The organism is Gemmobacter caeni, from assembly GCF_003054195.1.
GTDB classification, from domain to species: domain Bacteria; phylum Pseudomonadota; class Alphaproteobacteria; order Rhodobacterales; family Rhodobacteraceae; genus Gemmobacter; species Gemmobacter caeni.
The window spans coordinates 267,348-283,095 of sequence record NZ_QBKP01000005.1; the positions used below are offsets into that span (position 1 = coordinate 267,348).

Annotated in this window: 13 protein-coding genes, 1 pseudogene and 1 CRISPR repeat array; of the genes and pseudogenes, 8 read left to right on the forward strand and 6 right to left on the reverse strand. The window is 65.4% G+C overall.

The window, feature by feature from the left end; all coding sequences use genetic code 11:
* Positions 1 to 22: 22 nt before the first annotated feature.
* The 3 genes from C8N34_RS10305 to C8N34_RS10315 form a co-directional block, all read right to left on the reverse strand.
* Positions 23 to 1,267: a transporter substrate-binding domain-containing protein gene (locus tag C8N34_RS10305; protein WP_054303330.1), complete on the reverse strand. Its 1,245-nt coding sequence runs from the start codon at positions 1,265 to 1,267 to the stop codon at positions 23 to 25.
* 214 nt (positions 1,268 to 1,481) lie between these two features.
* Entirely contained in the window at positions 1,482 to 2,129 is a 648-nt protein-coding gene (locus C8N34_RS10310) for an ANTAR domain-containing response regulator (protein WP_108128808.1), read from the reverse strand.
* 8 nt (positions 2,130 to 2,137) lie between these two features.
* Positions 2,138 to 3,301 carry a transporter substrate-binding domain-containing protein gene (locus C8N34_RS10315; RefSeq protein WP_054303331.1) on the reverse strand — a complete coding sequence of 388 codons (1,164 nt, stop codon included), beginning with the start codon at positions 3,299 to 3,301 and terminating at the stop codon, positions 2,138 to 2,140.
* A 506-nt stretch (positions 3,302 to 3,807) separates the two neighbouring features.
* On the opposite strand from C8N34_RS10315, the gene C8N34_RS10320 reads away from it, so the two are divergent.
* On the forward strand, positions 3,808 to 5,346 hold the full coding sequence (locus C8N34_RS10320; RefSeq protein WP_108128809.1) for an amidase: 1,539 nt from the start codon (positions 3,808 to 3,810) through the stop codon (positions 5,344 to 5,346).
* Positions 5,347 to 5,430: 84 nt separating this feature from the next.
* Here the strand turns inward: C8N34_RS10320 and C8N34_RS10325 are convergent, their stop codons facing one another.
* The 3 genes from C8N34_RS10325 to C8N34_RS10335 all read right to left on the reverse strand — a co-directional run bounded on the left by C8N34_RS10325 (position 5,431) and on the right by C8N34_RS10335 (position 8,393).
* A complete protein-coding gene (locus tag C8N34_RS10325; protein ID WP_108128810.1) occupies positions 5,431 to 6,171 on the reverse strand; it encodes an HpcH/HpaI aldolase family protein in 741 nt (246 codons plus the stop codon).
* A 27-nt stretch (positions 6,172 to 6,198) separates the two neighbouring features.
* Complete coding sequence (locus C8N34_RS10330) at positions 6,199 to 7,383, reverse strand: acetyl-CoA C-acyltransferase (RefSeq protein WP_108128811.1); 1,185 nt, start codon at positions 7,381 to 7,383, stop codon at positions 6,199 to 6,201.
* An 86-nt stretch (positions 7,384 to 7,469) separates the two neighbouring features.
* A complete protein-coding gene (locus tag C8N34_RS10335) occupies positions 7,470 to 8,393 on the reverse strand; it encodes a DUF6282 family protein (protein WP_108128812.1) in 924 nt (307 codons plus the stop codon).
* A 256-nt stretch (positions 8,394 to 8,649) separates the two neighbouring features.
* Here C8N34_RS10335 and C8N34_RS27235 point away from each other — a divergent pair, with 256 nt between their 5' ends.
* From C8N34_RS27235 to C8N34_RS10370, 7 genes and pseudogenes are all read left to right on the forward strand, one after another.
* Positions 8,650 to 9,444 (forward strand): IclR family transcriptional regulator, encoded by a 795-nt coding sequence (locus C8N34_RS27235; RefSeq protein WP_108128813.1) that lies wholly within the window; start codon positions 8,650 to 8,652, stop codon positions 9,442 to 9,444.
* Between the two features lie 388 nt (positions 9,445 to 9,832).
* A complete protein-coding gene (locus C8N34_RS10345; RefSeq protein WP_108128814.1) occupies positions 9,833 to 10,735 on the forward strand; it encodes a cupin domain-containing protein in 903 nt (300 codons plus the stop codon).
* 102 nt (positions 10,736 to 10,837) lie between these two features.
* A complete protein-coding gene (locus C8N34_RS10350; RefSeq protein WP_108128815.1) occupies positions 10,838 to 11,839 on the forward strand; it encodes a TRAP transporter substrate-binding protein in 1,002 nt (333 codons plus the stop codon).
* Positions 11,840 to 11,902: 63 nt separating this feature from the next.
* Complete coding sequence (locus C8N34_RS10355; protein WP_158640760.1) at positions 11,903 to 12,484, forward strand: TRAP transporter small permease; 582 nt, start codon at positions 11,903 to 11,905, stop codon at positions 12,482 to 12,484.
* A complete protein-coding gene (locus tag C8N34_RS10360; protein ID WP_108128817.1) occupies positions 12,481 to 13,752 on the forward strand; it encodes a TRAP transporter large permease in 1,272 nt (423 codons plus the stop codon). Before C8N34_RS10355 ends, C8N34_RS10360 begins: the two co-directional genes overlap by 4 nt.
* Before the next feature lie 8 nt (positions 13,753 to 13,760).
* The gene (locus C8N34_RS10365; RefSeq protein WP_054303341.1) at positions 13,761 to 14,486 is read left to right on the forward strand and encodes an NAD(P)H-dependent oxidoreductase; all 726 of its coding nucleotides are present in this window, start codon (positions 13,761 to 13,763) and stop codon (positions 14,484 to 14,486) included.
* Between the two features lie 8 nt (positions 14,487 to 14,494).
* A CRISPR array of direct repeats spans positions 14,495 to 15,370; the repeat unit is 29 nt; unit sequence GGGTCTATCCCCGCGTATGCGGGGGAGCC.
* 181 nt (positions 15,371 to 15,551) lie between these two features.
* A pseudogene (locus tag C8N34_RS10370) lies at positions 15,552 to 15,748 on the forward strand (hypothetical protein); the annotation flags it as partial.

Sequence of the window (15,748 nt, forward strand, 5' to 3'; positions counted from 1 at the left end):
TGACCCGCCCGGGCACGGCAGATCAGAGTTTCGAGCTGTCGAGACCGGCGGCGGTGCAGAACAGGTTTTCTGCCGTCTCGCCATAGCCGGAATACGGCAGCGGCTTGATCGGCTTGCCATAGCTGTCGACGATCTTGCTCTGGCCGTCGTCCTGCCACTGACCAATATTCGGGGTCACCCAGGTGTGGAGGTTGTCGGGATCGACCTTCACCGGGCCACCGGGCGCATCATATTCCTGCCCGCGGATATTCTCGCGGATACCGTCCGCCGAGAAGTCCCCTGCCTTCTCAACGGCCTGTTTCCACAAGAACAGCTGGAAATAGGCCGCTTCCAGCGAGTGATAGGTGATCGCTTTGGGATCATTCACGAAGGCGCGGTAGCGCTCGATGAAACTGCGGTTTTCCGGCCGGTCGATCGACATGAAATAGGGGAAGGAGGTGTAGCTGCCCGCCGCATATTCCGGCCCCATCGCGGCGATCTCGATCTCCGAGGTCACCGTGGCGCAGATCGGCAGCTCGGCATGGCTGAGGCCCTGATTGCGGAATTCGCGGTAGAAGGAAATGATCGAATCGCCCACCACATGCGACAGGACCACATCGGCGCCGGACTCCTTGATCTTGTTGACCATCACGGCCCATTCGGAATGGCCAAGCTCCAGATATTCATCAGCCACCCATTCGGCACCGCCCGCCTCGATCAGGCTTTTCGAGACCTTGGCCATCTCGCGCGGATAAACATAGTTCGAGCCGACGATGAAGAATTTCTTCTTGCCCAGCGTGTTGATGATCCAGGGAATGTAGTTCGAGAGCTGCTGGTTCGGCACTGCGCCAAGGTAAACGACATTGCGCGAGCATTCGAAGCCCTCGTAATGGGTCTGGTAGAACAGCATCGCATTGCGGCGTTCAAAGATCGGCAGCACCGCCTTGCGGCTGGCCGAGGTGTGGCAGCCAAACACGGTCTGCACCTTGTCTTTGATCACAAGCTTCTGCGCTTTTTCGGCGAAAGTTTTCGGGTCAGAGGCACCGTCTTCGACGATTACCTCGATCTGCTTGCCCAGCACGCCGCCGGAGGCATTGATCTCGGAGGCCGCAAGCTGCACGGCGCTGGCCAGCATCTTCTCGACCACGGAAAGCCCGCCGGTCTGCGAGTAAAGCGCGCCGACCTGAATAGTCTCAGCGGCGCGGGCGCTGCGGATATATCCCGGCATGGCCAGAGCGCCCGCCGAAACCGCAGCAGTGGTCAGAAACTGACGACGTTTCAGTGTCATTGTTTTTCCCTGTTGTTGGTGGCCATGCACAGGCAAAGGCCATGCCTGCGATGGGGTTTCTTATGCTGGAATTACGACCGACAGCGCTGTCGAAACAAAAAAGCCCGCCTCGCTCCTGCAGAACGATTGCGGGCTGCATTGCCTATGGAACGGCCAGCCTGAGGCGGGCCGTGCGGAGGTGGCCGGACAAGCCGGGGACCATCCTGAAGCGAAGTTAATCCGATTCTTTCGGATCGGACAAGAAAATTTCTTCCCCCACAGAGGCAATACCTGCAATTTGGGTGTGAGCACCGGCGATGATGTCCTGAGCCACCGCTTCAATCGCGATACGGCGGCTCATGGCTTCGGCACGCAGCTCACGATGGGCCTGGTCCTCGTCGATATTGCGGGTGGCCATCAGGATGGTCTTGGCACGGCTGACCGCCTGTTCACCCTTGACCTTGCGCTTGTAGCGGCGTGCATCGCGGGCAAGGTTCTGGGTCTGGGTCCAGATATTACGGGCAATCGCCAGATTGGTCAGCAGACCGAAGGGCTTGATCGGTCGCCCGATCACCGCCATCGCGCCGCTTTCCAGCACCAGCTGCAGCGTGGCGGGGTTTTCATAGCTGACAATTGCCAGAAGCGTGGGCGCTGGATTTTCCATGGTGCGAAACAGACGCCGCAGCGCCTCGCGCTGGTCATCGACAATCGCCACCAGCACAATATTCGTGCCCTTGGGCAGCTTTTCCGGCACCGGCCAGACCAGCTGCGGCATGCAGCCGATCCGCCGCAGATGGTCGGTCAGGGCCATGCCCTCCTCGTCCATCGGATGCAGGACGACGACCGAGAGATTGCGCAATTCCTTAAGGAAGGCGTAGCTCATCATGAACCTCAGAAGCGCGCGGCGCTGAACGGAAAAGCGATGGGGTCGGTGTCTTCGGGCAGGCCCGAGATCCGCACCAGATAGGGGTCGGGCGCCACACGCTCGGTGGGCTGGCTGACGATGTCATAGGGGCCCTGCTCGCGGATCCGGGCGACGCGCGGCCAGAGATGGGTGTGATTGGTCAGCCGGTCCACCCGCACCGCCCCCTGCGGCGCATCGACCTCGACCTCGTACAGCGCCGGCAGCAGCGCCTCGATCCCGTCTTCGCCCGCCAGAGCCAAAGCCGCGGCGTAGAGATGAACCGAGAAATAGGCGGCCTCGGCGGGGGCTGTGGCCGGGATCGGCCCGCCCGCTGCCAGCCGGAAGGCGCGGGCGAAGGCCAGCGCGGCAGGGATGCGCAGCGAATCGAAGAACGGCGCTGCGATCACATGGCCGTCAGCCACGCCGGGCGGCATCCGCGCCACATCCACTTCGCTGGTCGACTGGCTGGCGATCGGGCAGGTCTGCGGATCGAATCCCGCCTCGCGATAAGCGGTGTAGAAGGGGATGATCCCGTCGCCCACCACGGTGGAATAGATCATATCCGGCTTATGGTCGCGAATACGGTCGATGATCTGGGTCACATGTTTATGCTTCAGATCCAGCGGTACATAGATCTCGTCCACAACCTCCCCCCCACGCGAGCGCAGCAGGTCCGAGACAATGCGGTTCGATTCGTAGGGATAGACGTAATCCGAGCCGACGAGGAACAGCCGGCGCCCGAAGCTGCGATGCAGATAATCGACCAGCGGCACCGAATTCTGGTTCGGCGCGGCGCCGGTATAGACGCAATGGCGCGAATATTCGAAGCCCTCATACAGGGTCGGATAGAACAGCAGCGCGTTGTAGGCCTCGATCTCGGGCAGCATCGCCTTGCGCGTGCTCGACATATGGCCGCCGAAAATCACCTGGATACGCTCGTCGCGGCACAGCTCCTGAGCATGGCTGCGATAGAGCGCGGGCGTCGATTTCGGATCGCGGAAGACCGCGTGCAGCTTGCGCCCCAGCACGCCGCCCATCGCGTTGATCTCGGCGATGGCAAGCCGCGTCGCCGCCAGCTGATTGCGTTCGATCGCACCTGTCACGCCGCTTTGCGACATGATCACGCCGATCCTCCAGGGGTCGTCTGTCATGCACCCGTCCGAAACCCGGCCCGGCTCCTCCGGCCCGTAAAAAAACAAAAAAGCTCTCGCCCGAAATCAATCGGAAGAGAGCTGCCCTGCTCAAGGATAGGATCATCAAGACTGAAGCCGTGCCGCTTGTCAAACCCCATTGCAGCAGATTCCGGCGCTGGCGCGAGATGGTGACAAATTGCGGCAAATTCTGCCTTGACGACAGGCAGAAACGAGGATCACATCGGATTGATCGTTCGCCTGCGGCTTCTGTGGTCCCTTGGTTCCGCCCGCCGCCAGCGGCCACGATCCCGGCATGGTAATAGCGCCAGGCCGTCGGGCAAGGCTTTGCCACGCCCCGCCTGACAAGGATGTCAGAGTTTCACCCGCATCGACCGGAAGACGGTCTCGGCCAGGGCCATTGGGCCTGGCGGCCGATATCGCTCTGATCCTGCGCTTTCCCTTCACCGTCCCGCTCTGCCCCCGGCAGAGCGTCAGCTGCGCTTTTTCGCGCGGAAAGGCCCGAAATGTCTACCAAAGCTGAGACCCCGCAGATCGATCTTGGCGCTTTGACGATCACCCAAGCGCAGGCCGCCTTCGCCGATGGCAGCCTGACCTCCGAGGCGCTGACCCGTGCGTCGATCGCGCAGATGAAGGCGCTGAACGGCAAGTATAATGCGGTGATCTTCGAATGCGACGACGCGCTGGACGTCGCGCGCGACATCGACCGCCGCCGCGCCGCGGGGGAAAAGCTTGGCCCGATGGCGGGGATTCCGGTGGTGATCAAGGACACGGTCGATATGGTCGGCTATCCATCGACCGCAGGCTGGCGGCTTCTGTATTCCGGCACCGGCGGCGTCGATCTGATGCCCGAACGCGATGCGCCGGTGGCGGCGCGGATGAAGGCGGCGGGAGCGGTGATTCTGGGCAAGACCAATGTGCCGATCCTCAGCTGGACCGGCACCCATGCCAATGACAGTTGGGCCGGCCCGACGCTGAACGTGGTGCGGGAAGATCGCGCCCCCGGCGGCTCCAGCGCCGGCACCGCCAGCGCCGTTGCCGCGCATTTCTGCCTGACCGGCCTCGCCGAAGAAACCGGCGGCTCGATCCAGAACCCTGCCTCGGCCCAGGGGCTGGTGGGGATCAAGGCGACGATTGGCATGGTACCGAATGCTGGCGTCGTGCCGCTGTCGGGCAATCGCGATATGGTGGGCCCAATCGCGCGCACGGTGGAAGATGCGGCGATCTGCCTGGACGCGATTGCGGGCTTCACCACCGAAGACCCCAAGACACTGGCTTCGGTTGGCCATATCCCGCAGGGCGGTTTCGCGGCCAACCTGTCGAAGGACGGGCTGAAGGGCAAGCGCATCGGTCTCTATGGCCCGGGCTGGCGCAAGGATGCGCTCTCGCCCGAGACGGCGGCGCTGTATGAGCGTGCGAAAGCCGAACTGGCGGCCGCGGGGGCGGTTCTGGTCGAAGACCCGTTCTCGGGCACCGATTTCAACACGCATCGCCAGATCACCCCCGGTACGCCCTTCTTCGACGGGCGCGGGCTGGAATCGCTTCCCTACGATATCAGCTGCTATCTGAAGCGTCTGGGTCCCGATGCCGCACTGAAGACCTGGGAAGACTTCGTCGAGGCGACCAAGGCCGAAGATCCCTTCGCCAAGGGCGCGATCCTGGGCTATCTGCACGAGCTGCCCGATTTCGCCGCAGTGCTGAAATCGCCCGCGACGCCGCCCGCGATGCCGCAATTCACTGCGTTGAAAGACACCTATCTGCGGCTGCTGCGCGAGGTCTTCGCCCGTCACGACCTGGACGCGCTGGCCTATCCGCAGATGCTTGAGGAACTGCCGGGCCTGCATTCCGGCGATGCGATCCGCGAAACGACGGTGGGCGAGTTGAACATCGCCGGCATCCCCGGAATCACGGTTCCGGCGGGCTACTACGCCTCGGGTGCGCCGTTCGAGTTGATCTTTCTGGCTCAGCAATGGGACGATGCGGCGATTATCAATATGGCCTATGCCTACGAACAGGCGACGCTGCATCGCAAACCGGCGGTCTGACGCAGGCCATCTGTGAAAACGTATATCGGCCGCTCCTGATGACAGTTTCAGGAGCGGCCTTCGGCACAACGCGACGGGACAGGATCAGGCCATGAGGGCGGCGGCGGATTTGCGCAGCAGCGCCTGATCCGATCCGCAGACAAACAGAGTCACGCCCCTGGCGTGCCAAACCGGGATCTGCGCCGGGTCGCCCACGAAAAGCCCCACGGCGCGGCCCGCCGTGCGACATGCGGCGACCACCCGGTCGATGGCCGCGTCAAGCTCGGGCGACGGGAAGGCTACCCCCATCGACTGCGACAGATCCGCCGGCCCCACAAAGAGCAGGTCCACGTCCTCGATGGCGGCAATGGCGTCGAGATGCTCAAGCGCGCTCTCGTCCTCGATCTGCACCATCGCGACGCTGGTCCGGTCGCTGGCCTCGCGGTAGGCGGGGATGCTCATGCCGCCATAGTTTCCTGCCCGCGGCGAGGGCGAGAGCCCGCGCTTGTTGCGCGCGAAGCGGACCGCATCGCAAACCGCCTCGGCGCCCGCGGCGTCCAGAACGTGCGGGACCATGACGCCGGTCAGTCCGAGGTCGAGCAGCGGCGCGATCCAGTCGGTGCCTTTGCCCCAGCGACGTGACAGCAACGGCAGGCCCACGGCGCGCCCGGCGAGCGAGAGCATATCCATTTGCCCCAGCTCGATCGGCGCGTGTTCCTGGTCGATCACCGCGAAGTCGAGCCCGGCATGGCCGAGGATCTCGACCACATGCGGCGAAGGTGTCTTGACGAAGGTGCCAACGAGCAGCTCGCGCGCCCTCACCCGGTCCCTGAAGGTGGTGGTCATGGTGGTGTTCCTCCCTGCTCTGTGACCTCAGGCGCCGAACGCCTCGATGACCAGCGCGATACCCTGACCGCCGCCGATGCACATGGTGACCAGCGCGTGGCGACCGCCGATGCGCTGCAATTCGTGGATCGCCTTGACCGCGAGGATCGCCCCGGTGGCCCCCAGCGGATGGCCAAGCGCGATGGCGCCGCCGTTGGGGTTCACCTTCTCCGGATCGAGCCCGAGCAGCCGATTCACCGCGATCGCCTGTGCCGCGAAGGCCTCGTTCGATTCGATGACGTCCATGTCGGCAATCGTCAGCCCCGCCCGCGACAGCGCCAGCGGCACCGCCTCAACAGGGCCGAGCCCCATGACCTCGGGCGGCACACCCGCCACGCCCCAGGACAGGAGTCGCGCCATGGGCGACAGGCCGCGGGCGGTGACCTCGTCCTCACCCGCCAGAACCAGCGCCGCGGCACCGTCATTGATACCGCTGGCGTTGCCCGCAGTCACACTGCCGTCCTTACGAAACACCGGACGCAGCCCGGCAAGCTGGGCGGCGGTGGTGCCGGGGCGCGGGTATTCGTCAACGGCCACGAGGGTCTCGCCACTGCGCGAGCGCACCGGCACCGGCACAATCTGCGCGGCGAAGCGCCCCTCGGCCAGCGCCACCCCGGCACGGCGCTGGCTTTCGGCGGCGAAGGCATCCTGATCGACGCGCGAGATGTTATGACGCTCGGCCACGTTCTCGGCAGTGATGCCCATGGCGCCGCAGCCGAACGGATCGGTGAGCGCGCCCATCATCCAGTCGGTGGCGCCCGCATCCCCCATCTTGATGCCATGGCGCATGCCGTCGACCGAGAACGGCGCACGGCTCATGGCCTCGGCGCCGCAGGCCAGCGACAGGCGGCTTTCACCCGCACGGATCATCCCCGCCGCGGTCGCGATGGCCTGCGCACCGGACCCGCAAAGCCGGTTGAGCGTCAGCCCCTGCGAGCTGTCCGGCAACCCCGCCCCGATGCCGATGGCACGGCCAAGATAAAGGTCGCGGGGCCTGGTCGGGATGACGTTGCCCACAACGGCGTTGTCGATCTGCTGAGCCTCGACACCGGCCCGGCGGATCGCCTCGGTGGCGGCGAGGATGCCGAGCGCGTCGGGCCCGAGCGACGACAACGCGCCGCCGAAACTGCCGATTGGCGTGCGTGCGGCACCGAGAATGAAAACATCCTGCATGACATATCCTTGTCTGCGCGCGACGAGGCACCCTGCCCCGTGGCGCGGTTCGCTTGTCCGGTGCGCGAGCGTCCTGACGCGCGGCGTCAGCCGTCGAGGCCGATCACCTGCGCCGCGTTCGTCGAGACCATCGGCTTGATCTGCGCGTCGGTATACCCCAGCTCCAGACAGGTCCGGACCGCAGTGCGAAAGCCCTGCAACGGCGAGATCGTCCCCACCTGCCCCAGATCCGAGCACAGGATCGTCCGCTCGGGGCCGACGAGGTCGATATAGGCCTTGAGCTCTTCATTGGAGCGGTTGCGAAACTTCGAGCCCTCGACGAAGAAAGCCAGCGAATGCTCGACCTGCGCGCCCATGTTCGCGATCTCGAGCGTGTCCTCCATCGAGGCGCCGACGATATCCTCGGGATGGGTGAAGATCAGCCGCTCGACCCCCCGCTTCTTCGCCTCGGCGAAGACCCTCTTCGTCTCGCTGACGTGGATGTGGCCGCTGGCCAGCGCCAGCCCCGTGGCGGCGCAGACATCCAGGATATCGAGCAACTCGGGCAGCATGGCACCGTCGGCATCAAACAGCGGCACGGCACGCGCCGGGCGGATCTTCTGCGTCGAGGCCGGGTGCGACCAGTCGGACGAGGCCTCCCATGTGAGGTGGTTCTCGGCGGCGAGGGTCGGAAGCCAGACCACCTTGCCGCCCATCGCAGCGGTGTGCTCCACCGCATAGGGGTTGAGCCCGCCCACCACGTTGTTCAGCACGATCCCCGAGAACACCCGCGTGCTCAGTTCAGGGTGGTGCGCCTTGATCAGTGCGGCACACATCACGCCGGAATAGTCGTGGTCCTTGGTGACCATCGCCGAGAAGCCCGCGCCCGACAGATCGCGGGCCAGATCGAGATGATCCACCGCGCGGGGCGCGATCGACGGACCGCTGTGGACATGGGGGTCCACTGCCCCCTGGAGGATCTCGGAAATGCGCGCCTCTTGGTCCAGCGCCAGCCCGTCCGCGGATGTCATCGTAGTGCCTCCCATGTGCTCTGCCCGGGGCAACTGCCCCGCGTTCGGTCATCGGCCTTTGACAGGCGTCGGCCAGATATGACTTTCAGCTTGTCCCGCTGAGCGAAACTATGTTCTATTATTTTTCAGATGGCGCCCGTGTCAAGCGGCGAAGTTTCAAGCGCCGGTTCCGGCGCGCCCCGGCGCAGTCGGTTGCAGCCTTGCGCAGGGCGGTTGTAGAACCTCTTGGCGCGGCCAGAACCAGAAGGAGGCAGGGATGCCGGAAGACGACAAGAAAATGGCCGAGGGGCTTCAGTCCGTCATTCTGACGATGCAGATCGTTGACCAAGTGGCGCGGACCGGCAAGGGCGTCGGGGTCACCAGCCTCGCCACCGCGCTCGGCACTTCCAAGAGCCGCATCCACCGGCACCTGCAGACGCTGGTGCAGCAGGGCTATGTGTTCCAGCACGAGGATTCCGAGCGCTACGAGATCGGCCACCAACTGGTGTCTCTGGGACAGGCGGTGCTCGACAACAGTGGGCTCATCAGCTCGACCCGCGACTCACTTCTGGCGCTGCGCGACCGGCTCGGGCATTCCGCCGTGGCCTCGCAACTGACGCCGGACGGGATGCTGGTGATCGCAACCGTCCCCGGCCGCTCGCCCATCGAGATCGGCGTCCGCGTGGGCTCGCTTTTGTCCTTCCATGGCTCGGCGCAGGGCAAGGTGGCGACGGCGTTTTCCTCCGAGGCTTTCCAGCGGCGCGTGCTGACCGGCGCGTTGACCGCCTTCACCGAACACACGCTCACCGACCCTGCCCTGCTGGCGGCCGAGTTCGAGGTGATCCGCCGCCGGGGCTGGGCCACCGCGCCCAACCAGGCGGCACTTGGGCTCAACACCCTGGCGAGCCCGATTCTCGACGGCTCCGGCGCGGTCTGCGGCTCCGTGGGGATCGTCGACCTCACCCAGTCGCTGGCCGCCGATCCCGGCACTGAACATGCGGCCGCCGTGCTGGAGACCGCGCGGCAGATCTCGGTCCTTATGGGCCATTCCGGCCCGCTTCCCTTCGGCTGACACCCGCTATCCCCCGAAAGCAAGAGCGAGATTTGCCATCCGGTCGCCCCTGAGGCGCCGGAAAAGACGGGATTTCGCCTGCCCGAAATGGGCCAGCCGGCACCGCATCAGCCGCATGGGCACTCCCCGAACGCGAGGACTTGACAGCCCCGAGTGAGCATCCGTATGTTCCGTTTGCGAGAACGATGTTCTGCTAAAAGAAACACGAGCCGCTCCGACCATGGCAAGAACGTCCCCGAGCCGGGGCCGCGGGACCGCCACCGGAACGCGAGGATAGCCCCCTGAAGGGGCTTTGCCCGACGGGCATGACGCTTTCACGGCACTGTCCGGAGAACGCGGAAGATACGAGAGACGGGCGGTCGGAGGGGGCCGCCGGGAAAGGAAGAAGATGTACGACAAGTCCGATCCGCGCGCGTCGCTGGCCGCTTCGAAATCGGCGAGCATGCTGAACCAGACCGGCCTCGTGGCAGTCGAACAGGGCGCAACCTTCTACGACAGCGCGCCGCAGCTCTCCGACGCGTCGGGCCGCACCTGGTTGCACAGGGGACACAACTTCCTCGTGGCCTATAGCCTTGCCGAGCCGGGCGCCGTGTTCGCCCGTGACGCACAGGAAGACGAGTACTGTGTGCTGCTGCCGCAGAACGGTGCCGAGATCGAATGGAACGGCGAGACCGTGCAGGTCCCGGGCAACTCCATTGCCTTCGTGCCTGCCGGTGCCAGCCGTCTCACCAGCCGCGAGGGCGGCGAGCTCGTGCGGCTCTTCACCACGCGCAGCGCCGACCTCGTCGCGCTCTGCGGCAATGCGCAGGGCTATGACGTGCCGCGCCACCACATCCCGCCGCTGCAGGACTGGCCAGCCCCGCCGGGCGGCTGGAAAGTCCGGCACTATTCGCTCGACGTGGCCCCCGAAGCAGGCCGGTTCGGGCGTATCTTCCGGTGCACCACGCTGATGGTGAACGTGCTCGACCCGTTCGACGGGCCGCGCGATCCGTCGAAGATGTCGCCGCACCACCACGACGATTTCGAACAGGGCTCGCTGGCGCTGACGGGTTCCTTCACCCATTACCTGCGCTGGACCTGGACCAGCGATATGGCAGACTGGAAGGAGGACAAGGCGCTGGAGATGGGCGCGCCATCGCTGCTGGTGATCCCGCCGCCGGTGATCCATACCACGCGCGCCACTGGGGCGGGCAGCAACCTGCTCGTTGATATCTTCAGCCCCCCGCGTGAGGATTTCTCGGCCAAACCTGGATGGGTGCTGAACGCAGGGGATTACCCGAAGCCGGCCTGACCGGCCACGATTTGCGCCGGCTGGACCGGCCCTGCGACCGGCGCAGGCGAGGAAGAGGGCCGCGCCGGGCCGCCTAAAACGTCACCGAGGGAGGAAACCACAATGACCATTCACAGAAGAACCCTGCTGACCGGCGCCGCTGCTATGGGCATGGCGCTGGCCGCGCCCCATGTCGCCCGTGCGGCCGGGCGCCGCATGCGCTTTGCCCATGCCGCCAACGAGGTACATCCGGGTCACCGCCTGGCCACCAGCTTTGCCGAGGCTCTGGAAGAGCTGATGCCCGGCGGTTTCGAGGTGCAGATCTTCCCGAACCGCCAGCTGGGCGATGACAAGCAATTGCTGGAGGGGGGCGTCGCCGGGCTGATGGATGTGGTCGCCGTCTCTGGGGTGCTGATCCCGCTGGTCACGGGACGTCAGGCGATGAACGCCTGGCAGATGCCCTTCCTCATCCGCGACTACGACCATTTCGGCGAGCTGGCGCTCGGCGACGTCGGGCAGAAGATCCTCGACGATCTGCGCCCGGCCGGGCTAGTGGGCCTCGCGGTCGCCGACACCGGCCAGCGCAACTTCCTGTCGATCAACAAGGCTGTCACCACGCTCGCGGATTTCTCGGGGCTCAAGACCCGCATCGTGCCGGTGCCGCTGCACCAGCAGATCTGGGAGACGGTGGGCACCGCGCCCGTCGGCCTGCCCTATGGCGAGGTCTATGGCGCGCTGGAAACCGGGGTAATCGACGCTGTCGAGATCAACGTCTCCTCGATGCTGGGCGAAAACCTCTGGGAGGTCGGCAAGCACTTCACGCTGACCGGCCACTACCCGTGGCACATGTCGACGGTGATGTCCGAACGCTTCTTCGAAGGGCTCAACGACGAGGAGAAGGCCGCCGTGATCGAGGCCGGCCGGCGTTCGGTCACCGCGACGCTCGACTATGCCAAGACGCAGGATCTCGAGGGCCGCGAGGAGCTCAAATCCAAGGGCGTCGAGATCGTCGAGCTGAGCGAGCTCGACCAGATGCGTGATCGCGTGTCTGACCTGACGGCGGAGTGGTCCGGCAAGGATCCTCTCATCGCCGAGCTGGTCGCGGCCGCCGGCACGCCTTCCTGACACAGCCATCCCGCGAGGGCCTGAGCGCCACCGCGGGACACCCTCACAGGGAGGATGAAACCGATGCAGGACAGAACCGGGCCCCTTACCCGCTTCGTCACAAGCTACATATGGCTCGTGCGCACCCTCGCCGGGGTCAGCATGCTGCTGATCGTCGTGATCATGCTGGCGCAGGTATTCTGGCGCTACATTCTGGGAGGCAGCCTGATCTGGGCCGAGGAGCTTTGCCGCTACCTGCTGATCTGGCAGACCTTTCTCGTGCTGGGCCTTGCCTTCTCCAAGGGCGAGTTCGTGGTGCTGGAGTTCGTGCCCTCGCTGCTCAGCCCGCGTCTGCGCTGGCTGCTGAAAGCGGTGATGGCGGTGCCGATCGTGGTCTTTCTCGGGCTCATGGCCTGGTACGGCTGGGATTTCGCCTCGCGCTTCGATCGCCAGACCATCCCCGCACTCGATTTCATCTGGACCGCGCTTTCGGGCGAGGCGCTGGGGCTCTCGATCCGCTGGGTCTATGTGAGCGTGACCGTGGGTCTCGCGCTGCTGGCGCTGCATGTGCTCGGAGACCTGGCGGTCAGCTTCCGCCGCCAGGTCATCAACAATCTCGAAGACACGGCGCCTGACGCCGACTGTACAGCGGCCGAAACCACATGAGCAGCTTCTTCCTCCTTTTCGCAGGCTTCCTCGCCACTGGCGTGCCCATTGCGCTGGCGCTCGGCATCGCGGGCACCGCCTATCTCTACCTCTCGGGCAACGGCATGATGGCGCTGATGCTGCCGCAGCGGATGATCGCGGGGGTCGACCAGTTCGTCCTGCTGACGATCCCGCTGTTCCTGCTGGCAGGCACGCTGATGAATGTGGGCGGCGTCACCGAACGCATCGTGACCTTCGCCCGCGCCATGGTCGGCCACCGCCGGGGCGGCATGTCCTCGGTGTCGATCCTGTCTTCGGGTTTCTTCGCAGGGATCTCGGGCAGCGCCACCGCCGAAGCCTCGGCGCTTGGCTCGATCCTGATCCCGTCGATGGCCAAGCAGGGCATGCCACCGGCCTATGCCGCGGCGCTGATCGCAGTAAGCTCGGTGATGGGGCCGATCATTCCGCCGTCGATCACCATGATCATCTACGGTGTGTTGTCGGGCGCCTCGATCGGGCAGCTCTTCCTAGCGGGCATCATGCCGGGCATCGGCATCGCCGTGGGGCTGCTGATCTACGCGAGCTGGCGCGCGCGCCGCGACGGCTTCCCGGTCACGCCCCGGATGACAGCGCGCGAGCGCCTCGCCGCAACCCGCCGCACCCTGCCTGCGCTGCTGCTGCCGCTGATCATCCTTGTGGGCATCAAGGCGGGGATCTTTACCCCGACCGAGGCCGCCGCCGTGGCGGTTGGCTATGCGCTCATCATCGGGTTCGTCTACCGCGACCTGACGATCGCGCGGGTCTGGGAGGCGCTGATCGCCGCCGCGCTGGTGTCGACATCCATCCTCTTCATCACCTCGATGGCCAGCATCGTCTCCTTCGTCTTCACGCTGGAACAGGTGCCGCAGCTGATCGCCGATGCCATGCTGTCGCTGACCGAAAACCCGTGGATGATCCTGCTGCTGCTCAACATCTTCCTGCTGGTGCTGGGCATGTTCCTCGAGCCGATCTCGATCCTCATCCTGACGATGCCGATCCTGATGAAGTTCCAGGCGCTGATCGGCATGGACCCGGTGCATTTCGGCATCATGGTGGTGCTGAACGTGGTTATCGGCATGGCGACGCCGCCGGTGGGCATCCTGCTGTTCATCGCTTCGGCGATCTCGGGCGAGCCGGTGGGCAAAGTGATCCGCGAGGCGATGCCGATGGTGGGGGTCTGCCTGCTGGTGCTCACGGTGATCGCGCTGGTGCCGCAGGTGTCACTGTTCTTCCCGAGTTTCCTGAACTGAGGACTGACATGATCGCTCGCAACATCCTCATCGTCGTGGCCCACCCCGACCCGGCCTCGTTCAACCACGCGCTGGCCCGGGGCACCGCTGCGGCGCTGCGACAGGCCGGGCACCGGGTCACGGTCTCCGACCTCGCGGCCGAGGGCTTTCGCGCCGACGTGGGGGCCCATGACGTGACCGAGCGCGCCGACGCCGGGCGTTTTCATGTTCAGGCCGAGCAGGCCAATGCCGCCCGCCACGGCACCTACGCCGAGGACATCCGCCGCGAGCAGGCACGCGTGGCCGAAGCTGACAACGTGATCCTGCAGTTCCCGGTCTGGTGGGGTGGCCCGCCGGCACTGATGAAGGGCTGGATCGACCGGGTGCTGAGCTACGGCTTTGCCTATGTGGACGGACGACGCTTCGAAACCGGCCTGTTCCGGGGCCGCCGCGCGATGATCAGCGTCACCACCGGCGGCACACCCGAACGGTTCTCTGAGAACGGCGTCTACGGCCCGATTGATCCGCTGCTGATGCCGGTCCGCAAGCTGGCGCTGGAATACATGGGCTTCGAGGTGGCCCCCCTGCAGGTGGCCTACGGCGTGCCCCGCACCTCGCCCGAGGCCCGCGCCGCCCATCTGGCGGCCGTGGCGGAGGCGGCGCTGCAACTGGCGGCGCTGCCGGTCGAACGCACCGACGCCTGGCGCACCGCACTCGACGACGTTCCGGAAGGGGCCTGGGCGCGCAAAGCCTAGATTCCTGCGGATTTGTCCCCGCGTATGCGGGGGAGCCAAGACCAGCCGAAGCGACGCGACTGGAATGCGGGGTCTATCCCCGCGTATGCGGGGGAGCCCCAGCCCATGCGTCTGTCGGCCAGAATTTCGCGGGTCTATCCCCGCGTATGCGGGGGAGCCTGCTGTTCGGGGAGCAAGTCGCAAGCTCGGCAGGGTCTATCCCCGCGTATGCGGGGGAGCCCTCTGCGCCTGGCGACATACTGCGGGATGCGTGGGTCTATCCCCGCGTATGCGGGGGAGCCGATTTGAAGGGCCGCGCACATTTTCATGCGATGGGTCTATCCCCGCGTATGCGGGGGAGCCAAGGCATGCCCGGGCTACACGTTCCCACCTGGGGTCTATCCCCGCGTATGCGGGGGAGCCTGCAGGGCCATATCAAGGTCACGCTGCTGCCGGGGTCTATCCCCGCGTATGCGGGGGAGCCGCTGGGCGATCTGGCTCATGCTGGCCGCGACGGGGTCTATCCCCGCGTATGCGGGGGAGCCTGACAGTCAAGGACACCAAGCCGAAAGCTATGGGGTCTATCCCCGCGTATGCGGGGGAGCCACCGCCAGCCATAATCGTCGGGCAAGGGGTCTATCCCCGCGTATGCGGGGGAGCCTCGACCGAGCCGAGCCAGCTGACCAGCGCCCGGGGTCTATCCCCGCGTATGCGGGGGAGCCAAATCGGTGATCGAGAACGCGCCCGCACCGGGGGGTCTATCCCCGCGTATGCGGGGGAGCCGTCGTCAAGCGTCGGGTCCTCGATCAAATCGCGGGTCTATCCCCGCGTATGCGGGGGAGCCATTGCCAGACGGCTTGTCCTTACAGGTCTCGACGGTCTATCCCCGCGTATGCGGGGGAGCCTCTTTGAGCTATATCTCTGTATTTCCACGAATGTCAAAGAGCATGAAGGCGAGTTGGCGTGATATTACTTTCGTTTTACGAGCAAGATGCCATCCGCATCCACAATGGTCTTGGCGGGCTCGCCCACCGGACAGCAATTCAGGCTGCTCACCATCGGCCGCTGGTTCTGAGGAGACCCATCATGAAAATCTCGTTCTCGCCCTTCCGCTCCGATGCCGCCCTCACCCTGTCCCGGCAGGGCGATGTCCTGACCATCGACGGTGCGGATCTCGACTTCGGCCCCTTGCCCGAGGGCGCCGTCCTGCCGTGTGAAGCGGTGAACTGCGACTGGCTGGCCTCGGAGGTCACCCGGATCGACGGGGTGATCCATCTGACCCT

What these genes read in the sequence shown, in the direction of transcription:
- C8N34_RS10305 (WP_054303330.1), bottom strand. Translation starts at nt 1,267, where the DNA reads ATGACACTGAAACGTCGTCAGTTTCTGACCACTGCTGCGGTTTCGGCG.
- C8N34_RS10310 (WP_108128808.1), bottom strand. Translation starts at nt 2,129, where the DNA reads ATGAGCTACGCCTTCCTTAAGGAATTGCGCAATCTCTCGGTCGTCGTC.
- C8N34_RS10315 (WP_054303331.1), bottom strand. Translation starts at nt 3,301, where the DNA reads ATGACAGACGACCCCTGGAGGATCGGCGTGATCATGTCGCAAAGCGGC.
- C8N34_RS10320 (WP_108128809.1), top strand. Translation starts at nt 3,808, where the DNA reads ATGTCTACCAAAGCTGAGACCCCGCAGATCGATCTTGGCGCTTTGACG.
- C8N34_RS10325 (WP_108128810.1), bottom strand. Translation starts at nt 6,171, where the DNA reads ATGACCACCACCTTCAGGGACCGGGTGAGGGCGCGCGAGCTGCTCGTT.
- C8N34_RS10330 (WP_108128811.1), bottom strand. Translation starts at nt 7,383, where the DNA reads ATGCAGGATGTTTTCATTCTCGGTGCCGCACGCACGCCAATCGGCAGT.
- C8N34_RS10335 (WP_108128812.1), bottom strand. Translation starts at nt 8,393, where the DNA reads ATGACATCCGCGGACGGGCTGGCGCTGGACCAAGAGGCGCGCATTTCC.
- C8N34_RS27235 (WP_108128813.1), top strand. Translation starts at nt 8,650, where the DNA reads ATGCCGGAAGACGACAAGAAAATGGCCGAGGGGCTTCAGTCCGTCATT.
- C8N34_RS10345 (WP_108128814.1), top strand. Translation starts at nt 9,833, where the DNA reads ATGTACGACAAGTCCGATCCGCGCGCGTCGCTGGCCGCTTCGAAATCG.
- C8N34_RS10350 (WP_108128815.1), top strand. Translation starts at nt 10,838, where the DNA reads ATGACCATTCACAGAAGAACCCTGCTGACCGGCGCCGCTGCTATGGGC.
- C8N34_RS10355 (WP_158640760.1), top strand. Translation starts at nt 11,903, where the DNA reads ATGCAGGACAGAACCGGGCCCCTTACCCGCTTCGTCACAAGCTACATA.
- C8N34_RS10360 (WP_108128817.1), top strand. Translation starts at nt 12,481, where the DNA reads ATGAGCAGCTTCTTCCTCCTTTTCGCAGGCTTCCTCGCCACTGGCGTG.
- C8N34_RS10365 (WP_054303341.1), top strand. Translation starts at nt 13,761, where the DNA reads ATGATCGCTCGCAACATCCTCATCGTCGTGGCCCACCCCGACCCGGCC.